The following is a 13,477-nucleotide window of genomic DNA, read 5'->3' on the forward strand; positions in this document are numbered from 1 at the left end:
CCTGCTTTTTGCCCCCGGTATCGGGGGCGCAGGCACGCAGATGAGGGGCCCTCGTCAACGAAGAGGGGGATATTCCCCTGGCACAGGCGACCCCTCTGGGTGCACCGCTGCCAGCAGATAATCCACGAAGGCCCGGACCCGGGCCGAGAGGTGACGGTGCTGTGGATAGAGGGCGTAGAAGGGGCGGGATCGCCCCGCAAAGGGGGTCATCACCTCGATCAGCTTGCCTTGCAACAGCGCCTCGGCTGCCACGAAATGGTAGATCTGGAACAGACCGCCCCCAGCCACCGCCCAGCCCAGGCCCGCCAGCACATCGTCAAGCACCCGCTGTCTGCTCTGAACATGAAGGTCGACAGGGTCCCCCTGCTCGTTCACGAACTGCCAGGGGAAGGGGCGACCCGTGCTCGGGGTGATGAACTGGATCAGCTCGTGTTGCGACAGCATCTCCAGGGAGGTTGGCGCGGGGCGGCGGGCGGCATAATCGGGGGCGCAGAAGACCCCGAGGCTGGCATCCTCCAGCTTGCGGGCGATGATCCGCCCATCGCGCGGCTCTCCCAGCCGGATGGCCAGATCGTAACCATCCTCCACGAAGTCGATGTTCCTGTTGGAGACATTGAGCTCCAGTTCGACCTCGGGATAGGCCGCCATGAAGCCCGGCAGCAGGGGCACCAGACGGTGGTGGGCATAGACGGTGCCCACGCTGATGCGCAGCACTCCTCTGGGGTGGCGCTGGCGACCGGTGATGGCCCGCTCGGCCTCGGCGATCTGCTCGAGCGCTTGCTGGCACTGTTCCCGATAGAGCTCCCCGTCATGGGTGAGGCGCACGCTGCGGGTGGTGCGATGGAAGAGTTTGACGCCGAGCCTGGCCTCGAGACGCTGGATGGAGCGGCTCACTGAGGCGGGCGTTACCCCCAGTACCTGAGCCGTGGCGGTAAAGCTGCCAAGTTCGGCTGCCTTGCAAAAGAGCTCTATGGTGCCGAGCTGGACGGGGTCGAAGGCACGGGACATATGTTCATCCATGTAAATAATCAAGTTCAATGGTGTGAGTTTATTCATCCTTGGGTAATCAGTAAATTGCTCATCGAGGGCGGCCCGGTGGCCGCCCGATCGATCACTGCCATCAAAAGGAAGATCACGATGAAGAACACCCTCAAGGCCGTGTTGGCCTCACTGCTGCTGGCGACCTCCGCTGCGGCCAGCGCCGCCCCGAAAGGCGAGATCCTGGTGCTGCTCTCGAGCGAGACCGAACTGCCGCTGCAAGGGGGCAAGAGCCTGACCACCGGCTTCTACCAAAATGAACTGGGGGTGCCTGCCGCCGCCCTGCTGGAGGCCGGTTATACCCTGACCCCGGTGACCCCGAGAGGGAACCGGCCCGTTGTCGACAAACACTCCGTCGATCCCCAGTACTTTGGTGGCAACCCGCAGGAGATGGTGCGCATCGGCGCCGTCGTGGAGGGGCTGCTTGGCGCCGGCAAGGTGCTCTCCCTGAGGGAGGTGCTGGCATCCGGTCCCGAGCGCTATGCCGGCCTCTTCATTCCCGGCGGCCACGCGCCCCTCATCGATCTTGCCAAGGATCCCGAGGTGGGGACCCTGCTTCGCCACTTCCATGACAACCACAAACCCACGGCCGCCATCTGCCACGGCCCCATCGCGCTGCTGGCGGCACAGGCGGATCCGGCCGGGTTCGAGCCGTCGGTCATTGCAGGCAAGGCGGACGGCGCCAGAGAGTGGATCTACGACGGTTACAGGATGACCATCTTCTCCGACAAGGAAGAGGCGGTGTTTGAAGGCTCCCTTGGGGGTGACAAGCTGCGCTACTACCCGGCGAAGGCCATGGCCCAGGCCGGTGGCAGCATGCAGTTCGTGGCACCCTGGCAGCCTGGCGTTGTGATCGATCGCGAGCTCATCACAGGCCAGAATCCCTTCTCCGATCACGCCCTGGCGAGCGCCTTCATCGCGGCGCTGGACAAACAGCAAGGGGCAGGCTGACGCCAGGAGAGGCGCAAGTTCCCCCCTTGATCAGTGCAGGCAGCCCCCATGGGCTGCCTTTTTCATGCCCCAGCCTTGGCGAGAAACGCCTTCATGGCGGGGGTGACACTGTGTTTTCGGGTGATGAAGGCGATGGTGCCTGCGCTCGCATCGCTCAAGGGATGGCAGGGCAGTTTGAAGAGCTGCTGGGCGGTGGCGGCGATGCCGGCGCTGACCACGGCGCAGCCGAGGCCGTGGCTCACCCCGTTGACCAGGTGGAACAGGGAGTCGGTCTCCAGCACCACCCGCAGGCTGATCTGCTGGCGGGCGGCGGCCTCGTCCAGGTAGCGGCGAAACTGCATGGTGGTGCTTGGCAGGATCAGGGGGAGATCTTGCAGGTCCGCCAGGGTCAGCGGCCCGGTCGGGGCGCAGTGGGCAGGCAGGGGGCCCAGCAGGGCCATGGGGTTGGGGTGGCGAAGCTGGACGTCGAGGGAGCGGCGCTGATGCTCGGTGAGCAACTCGTCAAAGCCGAGCCCGATGTCGATGCGATGCAGATCCAGCTGCTCCATCAGGGTGGCATGGGTCATCACGCAGAGGTGCAGGCCCACCTTGGGGTAGGCGTCATTGAACCCCTTGAGCAGCGGCATGATGTCGATGCTCGACTGGGGCACGACGCCGATGCGCAGCGCACCCGACAGCCCGCCCCGAAAGAGGCTGAGCTCCTGGCGCATGGCATCCTGCTCCTGAAGCATCCGCTCGGCGTGGTGCAGCACCACTTCCCCCGCCTGGGTCAGGGCTACGAACTGGCTGTTGCGCACCACCAGTTCGGTGCCAAGTGACTTCTCCAGAGCGGTGATGCTGGCCGACAGGGTCGGCTGGGTGATGAAGCAAGCCTTGGCCGCCTTGGCGAAGTGACGGTGCTGGGCCAGCTCGTAGAAATAGTGCAACTGCTTGATATTCATCGAAGAGGGGCGTTTGACGTGGAGGATGGCTGACAAAGTTAATCAATCGACATCCCGATGGCAATAGAAGTTATCTATTGGTGAATAGATTTGTTTCATTGGTTTTGGCGCGGCGGCTTATCTAAACTTGAGGCCCGAATACAGCTTATAAGCGTCTCGCATGATCCCTTTCAATTCACGGTTGCCCAGTCTGGATGAGCTGGTGGAGGAGGTGGCCGTGTCCGTCAACATCAACGGCATCAACCATGCCGTCATGATGGCCACCCCGGACGATCTCGACGATTTCGCCATCGGTTTTCTGTTTGGCGAGGGGATCATCGGGGGCAACCACGATGTGCACGATATCCAGAGCACCCCGTCCGAGCACGGCATCGTGCTCGATGTCACCATCGCCAACCGCTGTCTGGCAGTGCTTGGCCAGCGCAAGCGCCGCCTGGCCGGTGCCAGCGGCTGTGGCATCTGCGGGGTGGAGGCCATCGAACATGCGTTGCCCGTGCTCACCCCGCTGACCCCGGGCGCCCCCTTCGACACCGCCTCTTTGCAGGATCTGCGGGAGCGCATCGTCCCCTGGCAGAGCAAGGCCCGCCAGAGCGGTGCCCTTCATGCCGCCCTGGCGCTGGATGATCGCGGCGAGATCCTGGCCTGCCGGGAGGACATAGGGCGGCACAACGCCCTGGACAAGCTCATCGGCATGCAGCTGCGCCAGCCGGTGCAGGCTGCCACCCTGGTCATCACCAGTCGCTGCGGCAGCGAACTCATTCACAAGGCGGTACAATTTGGCGCCGCTCACCTCATCAGCCTTGCTTCCCCCAGTCAGCTCGCGGTGCGACTGGCCCTGAAGTACAACCTGACCCTGATCCATGTGCCCCGATCCGATGCCCCGGTCTGCTATGCCAGCCCCCGCGCCCAGGATCACGTTGGAGACTCCCATGTCCAGTCATATTGAGAAACCGGCCAAGGCCGGCGGCTTTTCCTCCCTGCAGTCCACCTTCAAGCAGGTGCTGCGCAGCCAGAAGACCCGCCAGAACATCAAGAACCTGCTGCGGGTCAACCAGACCGACGGCTTTGACTGCCCCGGCTGCGCCTGGGGTGACAACAAGCAGGGGGCCTTCCAGTTTTGCGAGAACGGCGCCAAGGCGGTGGCCTGGGAATCCACCGGCAAGACGGTGGGGGCCGATTTCTTCGCCGAGCATTCGGTGCGTCGCCTCGCCACCCAGAGCGACTACTGGCTCGAATACCAGGGGCGACTGACCGAGCCCCTGCGCTACAACCCGGCCACCGATCACTACGAGCCGGTTAGCTGGGATCAGGCGTTTGCCCTCATCGCCGACAAACTCAAGAGCCTGGCCAGCCCCGACGAGGTGGAGTTCTACACCTCGGGACGCGCCAGCAACGAAGCCTCCTACCTCTATCAGCTGTTTGGCCGCCTCTATGGCACCAACAACTTCCCCGACTGCTCCAACATGTGCCACGAGGCGAGCGGGGTGGGGCTTATCCAGTCCGTCGGGGTGGGCAAAGGCACCGTGGTGCTCGATGATTTCGACGCCGCCAAAGCCATCTTCGTCTTTGGCCAGAACCCGGGCACCAACCACCCGCGCATGATGAACGCCCTGCGCAAGGCGGCGCGCCAGGGGTGCCAGATCGTCACCTTCAACAACCTCAAAGAGGTGGCCCTCGAGCGCTTCGCGAGCCCCCAGAGCCCGGCGGAGCTACTGACCCCGGCGGCCACCACCATCAGCCACCAGTACCTCACGCCAAAACTTGGCGGTGACATGGCGGCCATTCGCGGCATGGCGAAATACATCCTGGAAGAGGAGGGGGGGCGCATCGATCTCGCCTTTATCGAGCAGCATACGACGCAGTTTGATCAGTATGTGGCCCAGGTGAAGGCCACGGAGTGGACGCAGATCGAGGCGCAATCCGGTCTCGGTCGGGAGGCGATCACCCGGGCGGCGCAGATCTTCGCAAGCAGCGAGAGCGTGATCAGCTGCTGGGCCATGGGGATCACCCAGCACAAGCATTCGGTCGACACCATTCGCGAAATCGTCAACCTGCACCTGATGTGCGGCCAGATTGGCAAGCCGGGGGCCGGACTCTGTCCGGTGCGCGGTCACAGCAACGTGCAGGGCAACCGCACCATGGGGATCAACGAGAAACCCAATGCCGCCTTCCTCGATCGCCTGGAGCGCCGCTTCCCGGTGGGCTTCAAGCGCACGCCGGGGCACAACGTCTACGAGGCCCTTAAAGCCCTTCATGGCGGCAAGAGCAAGGTGCTCATCTGCCTTGGGGGCAACCTGGCAGCCGCCGCGCCGGATACCGAGTTCACCTATGAAGCGATGCGAAGGAGCGAGCTCAACGTGCAGATCAGCACCAAGCTCAACCGCAGCCACCTCATGGTGTCAAAAGATGCCCTGATCCTGCCCTGCCTGGGCCGTACCGAGCTCGATCAGCAGCGCACCGGGGTGCAGAAGATCACCGTGGAGGACACGTTCAGCATGGTGCACGCCTCCACCGGGATGAACGAGCCGGTCTCGCCGCTCTGTCTCTCCGAGATAGACATCGTGGCCCGCATGGCCGAGGCAACGCTTGGCAGCGATCGGGTGGACTGGCTGGCGCTGCGGGATGACTACGGGCTGCTGAGGGATCTCATCGAGGAGACCATCGCGGGCTTTGGCGACTTCAACCGCCGCATCGAGGAGCCCAGCGGCTTCCATCTGGAGAACAGCGCTGCCCTGCTGCGCTGGAACACCGCGAGCGGGCGCGCCGAATTCAGGGCGAGCCGTTTGCCGGACTCCATCCTGCCCGAGTGCACCAGCCACGCGGAGCAGATGGTGGACCAGCCCGTGCTGCTGCTTCAGAGCCTGCGCTCCCACGATCAGTACAACACCACCATCTATGGCATGGATGACCGCTATCGCGGCATCAAGGGGCGACGCAACGTGGTCTTCATGAACGAGGAGGATGCCAGGAGGCTGGGGCTCGCCGAGGAGCAGCGGGTGGACATGAGTGCGGTGTGCAACGACGGGCGCGAGCGGGTGGTGCGGGGCTTTAGCGTCATCTTCTACGAGATCCCGAAAGGCAACATCGCCGCCTACTACCCGGAGACCAACCCCCTGGTGGCCATCGAGAGCATAGGGGAGGGCTCTTTCACCCCCACCTCCAAATCGGTGCCCGTACTGGTGACCCCGAGCGCCGCCTCGGTCGAGAGCCTGGCCGTCACGCTCTGATTCCTCATATGGATACCGTCCGACCCCTGCCATGGCAGGGGTTTTTTATGGCCGGGCGGTGCCCGGCAAAGCCTGGGCCGATCAGCCCAGGGCCACCACCACGCAGTTTCGGCCCTGGTTCTTGGCATCATAGAGCGCCTTGTCCGCCTCCTTGAGCACGGCGGCGATGCTGGTGGCATCCGCTCCCCAGTGGGCGACGCCGAGGGAGATGGTGATGTGGCCAGCTACCTCCATGTCGTGGCTCGCCACCCGGGTACGCAGGCGCTCGGCGATCTTCTGCGCCTGTGCAAGGGAGACCCCGGGCAGCAGCAGCAGGAACTCTTCGCCGCCGCTTCGACACAAGGCGGCATCGGAACGCAGATCCTGCTGCATCAGGGTGGCGAGGGAGACGATGACGGCATCCCCCACGTCGTGACCGAAGCGGTCGTTGATGGCCTTGAAGTGATCGATGTCCAGGGCAATCACCGTCAGGGGCTGACGCTCGACCTCGTACTCGTCCAACATCTGCTGCATGGCCCGGCGGTTGAACAGGCCCGTCATGGGGTCGGTGTGGCTGTCGGTGTGCAGCTTGTTGATCTTGGTGTTGAGCAGCCCCAGCCCCTTGAGGATGGCCTGCTTCAACTGGGCTGCTTCGAAATACCAGGCGCGGATCCCCGAGATGCTGGTGGCGGCCCCTTGCTGATCCATGAGTCCGGCCCGGTTGGCCAGTTGTCGCAGGGGTCTGGCGATGATGGTGGCCGAGAGCCAGATGACGAAAAGAATGAAGAGGGTGACCGGGATCATCCCCTTGAGGATCTCCAGCATCTGTTCATCCAGGCCGGCCAGGGTGGCGCTGCGGGGGCGCTGGGCCACTATCCCCCAGCCTGCGTCCGCCACCGGGGCAAAGCCTGCCAGCATCTCGCTGCCCCGGGAGTTGAGCACGCTTTGCGCGCCATCCTGCCCCTTGAGTACCGCATCCACCACCCGGTTCTTGCCAATCTTCTGGCCGAGGCGCTCCGGGTTCGGGTGGTAGATGAGGGTGCGCTGGCGGTCCACCACATAAAGATAAGAACCATCCTGGTAGTAGTGCTGCCCCAGCAGGCTGGAGAGCACGCTGGCGGACTCCAGATAGATGGTGCCGGCTACATAGCCGAGGTAGCGCTTGTCTGCCGAGAAGATGGGGTGGGAGAGGCTGATGAGGTAGTTGCCAGTGAGGGAAACCAGGGGATCCGCGATGAGGGGCTGCTGGCTTGCCAGGGTCCGGCTCGCATTGGCCGAGGTGAGCTTGACCCCTTTCACATGCAATGCCTCGGGAGAGACGGCGACGATGACGGAGTCGGTGTTCACGATGGCCACCGAGTTGAAGGTGTTGGTCTGCTGGCGCAACTGGCCTGCCACCTCCTCGAGTCCATGGAGGTCGTTGCCCTGCAGCAAGGGGGCGAGCCGGGCCGCGCCATAGGCCAGCTGTCCCTGGGCCGAGCGCAGCATGGTCTCGGTGGAGGCGGCGAGCTTGGTGGCATAGACCCGGTTTGCCTCCAGGGTGCTGTCGATGAGCAGTTGTCTTTGTGCCTGATAGATGGCGTAAAAGCTGTTGCCAAAGGTAGCCAGCACGCCGATGACGGCCAGCGCAAGGATGAGGCGATGCAAATCAAACCTCAGCAGCCAGTGAGAGTGCATGAACGAAACGGATCCTTGTCGTGGCGTCGGGGCAGTGCGGCAATTTTAAGGGGGGTGACCGCCCAATGCCATCGTTAATGTGATTCTCGAATGGTTCCCTTTCATGGCGTGTCCCGGGCGGCAGCCCCGTCCCCTGTCGTCATGAGGCCGGTGAGGGCGGGATCCGCCAGCTCCGCCACCGTCTGCCAGAAGGGGGCGACGAGGGGATTGTCGTTGCCCGGCGGGCGAATGAGCCCGATGATCCAGCTCGCGTCGGCCTCCTCGAGGGGCAGGGTCAGCACATCGGGATGCTCAATGGTGGTGGAGGAGGGGACCAGGGTCCAGGCGATGCCGGCCGCCGCGGTGGCGATGCCGGCGGCGAAGTCGTTGACGTACTGGATGTCCTGGAAGCGCAGCCCGCTCTGGGCCAGATAGTGCACGAACTGATCGTGAAACGAGGGGGCCTTGTCCCGGCGCAGGATGGCGAGCGGCTTCTCCTGAAGATCGGCGAGCCCTGCCACCCCCTGATAGCCTGCGGGCAGCACGGCGACGAAATGGGCGCGCACCACGGGCAGCACCGGCCAGCCCTTGGGGGCGGGCAGGCGGCAGAAGCCGAGATCCAGCCGCCCCTCCGCCAGCGCCAGCAACTGGTGATGGGTGGAGAGATCGTTGAGCTCGATGGCGACCCCGGGGCGGCTGGCCCGAAAGCGGGCGATGGCGGCGGGCACCAGCAGCTTGGTGGCGACCCCGAAGCCGATGCGCAGAGTACCCGCGTGGCCCGCCAGCACGTCGCGGGCGCTGCGGGCGAGCTGTTCGCTCTGGGCCACCAGGGTGCAGGCGTCGGCGTAGAGGGCGCGCCCGAGCACCGTCAGCCGGGTGCTGCCGGCGTTGCGCTCGAACAGCTCGCCGCCAAGGTCCGCCTCCAGCCGGCGGATCTGCTTGCTCAGGGCCGACTGGGTGACGTGCTGGCGCGCCGCCGCCTGACCAAAGTGCAATACCTCCCCCAGGGTGACGAAGGCTTTCAGGTCTCTTAACTCCATGGTGTCTCGCTTGATTCCAGATAGGAATGATAGGTGGCCATATTTGTCATTGGACGGAATTCTAGAAGTGTTGGATGCTGGTGCCAACTCATTTCGGGCCCCTGTACGGGGTCGACGTATCACGGGATGGCCCCCGCCATCCGCGCAGAAGGAGCAACACCAGATGCATCATCACAAGTTCAACGACTTCCCGAACGGTTTCCTCTGGGGCGCCGCCTCCGCCGCCTATCAGGTGGAAGGGGCCTGGAACGAGGAGGGCAAGGGCCCCTCGGTATGGGACAGCTTTACCAAATTGCCGGGCAAGACCTTTGACGGGAGCAACGGAGACGTGGCGGTGGATCACTACCACAGGGTGGAAGAGGACGTGGCGCTGATGGCCGAGATGGGGCTCAAGGCCTATCGCTTCTCGGTGAGCTGGCCGCGCATCTACCCGACGGGGCGTGGCGAGGTGAACGAGGCGGGGCTCGCCTTCTACGACAGGCTCATCGACGCCCTGCTGGCCCACGGCATCGAGCCGGTGCTGACCCTCTATCACTGGGATCTCCCCCAGGCCCTGCAGGATGAGTACGGCGGCTGGGAAGACAGGCGCATCATCGACGACTTCGAGCGCTATTGCGTGACTCTCTATCAGCGCTTCGCCGGCAAGGTGAAGTACTGGGTGTCCCTCAACGAGCAGAACTACAACCTGACCAACGCCTACCAGCTTGGCACCCATCCTCCCGCGGTGCAGGACAGGAAGCGTTTCTTCGCCGCCAACCACATCGCGTTTCTCGCCAATGCCCGGGTCATCAAGGCGTTTCGCCAGCACGTGCCAAACGGCCTGATCGGGCCGAGCTTTGCATACTCCCCCGCCTATCCGGCCTCCTGCGCCCCGAGCGACATGCTGGCGTTCGAGAATGCCGAGGAGTTCACCAACCTCTGGTGGCTGGATGCCTACTGCTTCGGCCGTTACCCCCAGGCGGCGCTCGCCTATCTGCGGGAGACCGGCGAGGCGCCGGAGATCCTGCCGGGCGATCTCGAGCTCTTGCGCGAAGGCACCCCCGACTACATCGGGGTCAACTACTACTACACCCTGACCTTCACCGACAACCCCCTCGGCGGCCAGACGATGCAGCGCATCAACACCACGGGCAAGAAGGGCACTACGCCCTCCAGCGGCATTCCCGGCCTCTACAAGACGGCCCCCAATCCGCACCTTGAGACCAGCAACTGGGACTGGGCCATCGATCCCACCGGGATGCGCATCGCCCTGCGTCGGCTCTCCTCCCGCTACGCCCTGCCGCTGATGATCACCGAGAACGGCCTGGGGGAGTTCGACAAGCTGGAAGCCGGGGACAGGGTGAACGACGACTACCGTATCGCCTATCTGCACAGCCACCTCAAGGCGTGCCAGGAGGCGATGCAGGACGGGGTCGAGCTGATTGGATATTGCGCCTGGTCCTTCACCGACATCCTGAGCTGGCTCAACGGCTACCAGAAGCGCTACGGCTTTGTCTACGTGGACAGGGACGAGCAGGGAGGGTCTCTTCGTCGCATCAAGAAAGAGAGCTTCCACTGGTACAGCCAGGTCATTGCAAGCGGTGGCAAGACCCTGTAACGGGCCCGGTGCGCCGCACCTCGTCTGCCCAATGCCGGAAGGCCCCCTCATCGGAGGGGGCCTTCCTTGTTTGTGCAGCAGGCAATCATGACCGCCTAGATAAACATGCCGCCCGAGGCTTCGATGCGCTGGGCTGTGATCCAGCGGCAGTCATCGGAGAGCAGGGCGGCGATGGCGCCACCGATGTCGTCGGGCTGACCCACCCGGCCAAGGGCGGTCTGGCTCGCGAGAAAGTCGTTGACTCCCTTGTTGTCGCGCACCACGCCGCCGCCAAAATCGGTCTCGATGGCGCCGGGGGCCAGCACGTTGACCGCGATGCCCCTGGGGCCCAGCTCCTTGGCCAGATACTGGGTGAGCACCTCGACGCCCCCCTTCATGGCGGCGTAGGCGGCATAACCCGGCATGGCGAAGCGGGTGAGGCCGGTGGAGAGGTTGAGGATGCGACCGCCGTCTGCCAGGAGGGGCAGGAGCGCCTGGGTCAGGAAGAAGGTCCCCTTGAGGTGGATGTTTAGCAGGGTGTCGAACTGCTGCTCCGTGGTCTGCTCGAAGCTGGCATGAATGCCGATCCCGGCGTTGTTGACCAGGAAGTTGAAATGGGTGCGCTGCCACTCCCGGGCGAGCAGTTGCGTCACCTCCTCTGCAAAGGCCGCGAAGGTGGCGCTCTCGCCCACGTCCAGAGCCAGGGCATGGGCCCGAACGCCGAGGGCGCGGGCCTGGGTCACCACCGCCTCCGCCTCTGCGGCCTGGCTGCGATAGGTGATGATGAGGTCGACGCCTTTGGCGGCGAGGGCCAGGGCCCCGTGCTTGCCAAGGCCGCGGCTGGCCCCGGTGATGAGGGCGATGGGTCTGGTCATGGTATGACTCCTGTCAGGGTGGCGGACACAGGCTCGATACGAGCCGACCGGATCACTGTATTGTTCCTTTTAAACTGGATAAATAGCGTGATAATAGAATCACTGTTCCGTTAATCGAGACAATCAGGCCATGGATCAACTGGATGCGATGAGAGCCTTCGTGCGGGTTGCCGAGCTGGAGAGTTTTACCCGCTGCGCCGAGCAGACGGGCATCCCCAAGGCGACCCTCTCTGCCGCCATCCGTCGGCTGGAGGAGCGCATGGGGACCCGGCTCCTGCTGCGTACCACGCGGCGGGTGCAGCTCACCACGGACGGCCAGCTCTGCTATGCCAGATGCCGGGAGCTTTTGGCGGACATGGAGGAGTTTGACGGCCTGTTTCGCCAGGGGGGGCAGATCTCGGGACAACTGCGGGTCGACATGCCAAGCCGGATGGCCCGTCACCTGGTGATCCCGGCCCTGCCGGACTTTCTGGCGCAGCATCCCGCCCTGCAACTGATGCTGAGCAGCACGGACAGGCGGGTGGATCTGGTGCGCGAGGGGTTTGACTGCGTGGTGCGGGTCGGGGCGCTTGAGCCCTCCAGCCTGGTGGCCAGGCCCCTTGGTCACTATCGCCAGATCAACTGTGCCAGCGCAGGCTACCTGGCTCGCCACGGGGTGCCCCGCACCCTTGGGGATCTGGCGGGCCACCGGCTGGTGCACTATGGTTCCGGGTTTGGTGCCGGGCAGGGGCGCAGCGAGCCCGGCTTTGAATACCTGGCGGAAGATGGCCACCGCGCCCTGCTGCCCATGGCGGGGGCCCTCATGGTCAATGACAGCGAGACCTACCTGGCGGCGGCGCTGGCGGGGCTTGGCATCATCCAGATGCCGCGGGTGGGGGTCGAATCCCTGCTCGCGGGGGGCGAGCTGGTGAGCATCCTGCCCCAGTGGCAGCCGCCGCCGCTCCCCATCCACGCCCTCTATGCCCATCGCCGCCAACTGGCCCCCAGGGTCCAGCTCTTCATCCACTGGCTGGCGGGGTTGCTCGCCGCCCATCTCGGGGGCGCCTCAGAGGCGGCTGCGCCTTGAGCGAAACTCCCTCGGCGAGAGGGCAAACTCCTCGCGAAAGAAGCGGGTAAAGCTGCTCTGGCGGGCAAAACCCAGGCGCTCCCCCACTGTCTGCAGGGGGAGGGCGGGATCCTGCAACAGGCGGCAGGCCTCCTCCCGGCGCACCCGCTCCAGCAGGCCCGAGAAGTGGCACCCTTCCTCCCGCAGATGGCGGTTGAGGGTCCAGCGGGTCAGTTTGAGGTGCTCGCACACCCCATCGAGCAGAGAGGAGGCCTCGGCGCTCTCTTGCCACAGCTGCTGGCGGATGAGTGTCATCACCCTGTCCCGGTAGCGGCTGCTTGGGCGAAGCTGGGCCATCTGCCGGTCGAGCTCCCCGAGCAGCAGGGGTTGCAGGGGCAGGTTGCACTGCCCGTGGGCGAGATCGAGCAAGGCGGCGGGAAAGCGCAGCTCGAAGTCCGCCCCCTGTTGCAACCGCCCTTCCAGCCAGCCTGCCAGCTCACGCCACAGCCTGGGGCGTACCGGGGTGGGCAGCACCAGCAGCCCCTGGCCCGGGTGGTAGAACTGGAGCAGGGCATAGAGGTGGCAGAGGTTGGCCAGGCTGCTCAGGGCGATGACGTCCGGGTGATCGGACTCCGAGTGGTAGCTGATCCTGGCCTGCCCCTCTTCTTCTTGCAGGCGGATCTCGTCGCTCTCGCCGATGAGGGGGCGGTAGGCGAGGAAGAAGTGCAGGGCCTGGCGAAGGGTGGCGGCGTTGCAGCACAGGCTCGCCAGCGACATGAAGTCGGCAAAGAGGCCAGGGAGGGCGGGGGGCGTCCAGTCGAGGGCCAGATCCACGTGGGGGGCTGCCCCGGCCAGCAGCCGGAAGTGGCGCCCGGTGTCGAGCCGCCCCTGGGGGATCAGCAGCTCTTCGTGAGCGATGCCGCAGGGGTGCAGGAGGGCAGCAGGATCCCGCCCGCGGGCCTGCCAGTGGTTGAGGCAGTGCAGGGCAATCCGGTTGGAGACGGTCTTCACGGCAAAAATCCTTGTCAGCGGTGGCCCACCATCATCGGCCAACGGCGGCGGATTGCCGTGAGCCAGCGCCGCTTTCATGTTTCAGATTTGTAACCAAGGGTAACCCTGCAACCCTTTTCACACTTTTCAATCCTGCTC

Annotated in this window: 11 protein-coding genes; 5 read left to right on the forward strand and 6 right to left on the reverse strand. The window is 64.7% G+C overall.

All coding sequences use genetic code 11. The features are described from left to right. Positions 1-54 precede the first annotated feature (54 nt). The gene (locus tag PG896_RS03180) at positions 55-1,020 is read right to left on the reverse strand and encodes a LysR family transcriptional regulator (protein WP_270835369.1); all 966 of its coding nucleotides are present in this window, start codon (positions 1,018-1,020) and stop codon (positions 55-57) included. Between the two features lie 117 nt (positions 1,021-1,137). On the opposite strand from PG896_RS03180, the gene PG896_RS03185 reads away from it, so the two are divergent. Further along, complete coding sequence (locus tag PG896_RS03185; protein WP_270835370.1) at positions 1,138-1,989, forward strand: type 1 glutamine amidotransferase domain-containing protein; 852 nt, start codon at positions 1,138-1,140, stop codon at positions 1,987-1,989. A 62-nt stretch (positions 1,990-2,051) separates the two neighbouring features. On the opposite strand, the gene PG896_RS03190 is transcribed toward PG896_RS03185, so the two are convergent. Continuing rightward, positions 2,052-2,930, reverse strand: a complete 879-nt coding sequence (locus PG896_RS03190) for a LysR family transcriptional regulator (RefSeq protein WP_270835376.1) — start codon at positions 2,928-2,930, stop codon at positions 2,052-2,054. 160 nt (positions 2,931-3,090) lie between these two features. Between PG896_RS03190 and fdhD the strand changes: the two genes are divergently transcribed. Both fdhD and PG896_RS03200 read left to right on the forward strand, forming a co-directional pair. Continuing rightward, positions 3,091-3,876 carry a formate dehydrogenase accessory sulfurtransferase FdhD gene (gene fdhD, locus PG896_RS03195; RefSeq protein ID WP_045524794.1) on the forward strand — a complete coding sequence of 262 codons (786 nt, stop codon included), beginning with the start codon at positions 3,091-3,093 and terminating at the stop codon, positions 3,874-3,876. Continuing rightward, positions 3,860-6,157, forward strand: a complete 2,298-nt coding sequence (locus PG896_RS03200; RefSeq protein ID WP_270835371.1) for an FdhF/YdeP family oxidoreductase — start codon at positions 3,860-3,862, stop codon at positions 6,155-6,157. Before fdhD ends, PG896_RS03200 begins: the two co-directional genes overlap by 17 nt. Positions 6,158-6,238: 81 nt before the next feature. On the opposite strand, the gene PG896_RS03205 is transcribed toward PG896_RS03200, so the two are convergent. Both PG896_RS03205 and PG896_RS03210 read right to left on the reverse strand, forming a co-directional pair. After that, positions 6,239-7,813, reverse strand: coding sequence for a sensor domain-containing diguanylate cyclase (locus PG896_RS03205; protein WP_270835372.1), 1,575 nt, complete (start codon positions 7,811-7,813; stop codon positions 6,239-6,241). A gap of 101 nt (positions 7,814-7,914) precedes the next feature. After that, positions 7,915-8,832 (reverse strand): LysR family transcriptional regulator, encoded by a 918-nt coding sequence (locus PG896_RS03210; protein ID WP_043156115.1) that lies wholly within the window; start codon positions 8,830-8,832, stop codon positions 7,915-7,917. A gap of 163 nt (positions 8,833-8,995) precedes the next feature. On the opposite strand from PG896_RS03210, the gene PG896_RS03215 reads away from it, so the two are divergent. Then, positions 8,996-10,429, forward strand: coding sequence for a glycoside hydrolase family 1 protein (locus tag PG896_RS03215; protein ID WP_221366498.1), 1,434 nt, complete (start codon positions 8,996-8,998; stop codon positions 10,427-10,429). Between the two features lie 95 nt (positions 10,430-10,524). On the opposite strand, the gene PG896_RS03220 is transcribed toward PG896_RS03215, so the two are convergent. Beyond that, positions 10,525-11,283: an SDR family NAD(P)-dependent oxidoreductase gene (locus PG896_RS03220; protein WP_010674615.1), complete on the reverse strand. Its 759-nt coding sequence runs from the start codon at positions 11,281-11,283 to the stop codon at positions 10,525-10,527. Positions 11,284-11,413: 130 nt separating this feature from the next. Here PG896_RS03220 and PG896_RS03225 point away from each other — a divergent pair, with 130 nt between their 5' ends. Beyond that, positions 11,414-12,349, forward strand: coding sequence for a LysR family transcriptional regulator (locus PG896_RS03225; RefSeq protein ID WP_010674616.1), 936 nt, complete (start codon positions 11,414-11,416; stop codon positions 12,347-12,349). On the opposite strand, the gene PG896_RS03230 is transcribed toward PG896_RS03225, so the two are convergent. Beyond that, on the reverse strand, positions 12,329-13,339 hold the full coding sequence (locus tag PG896_RS03230; protein ID WP_010674617.1) for a helix-turn-helix transcriptional regulator: 1,011 nt from the start codon (positions 13,337-13,339) through the stop codon (positions 12,329-12,331). The genes PG896_RS03225 and PG896_RS03230 overlap by 21 nt on opposite strands. Positions 13,340-13,477: the final 138 nt, after the last annotated feature.

The sequence above is a fragment of the Aeromonas sp. QDB30 genome (assembly GCF_027707645.1).
Taxonomy (GTDB): Bacteria; Pseudomonadota; Gammaproteobacteria; order Enterobacterales; family Aeromonadaceae; genus Aeromonas; species Aeromonas caviae.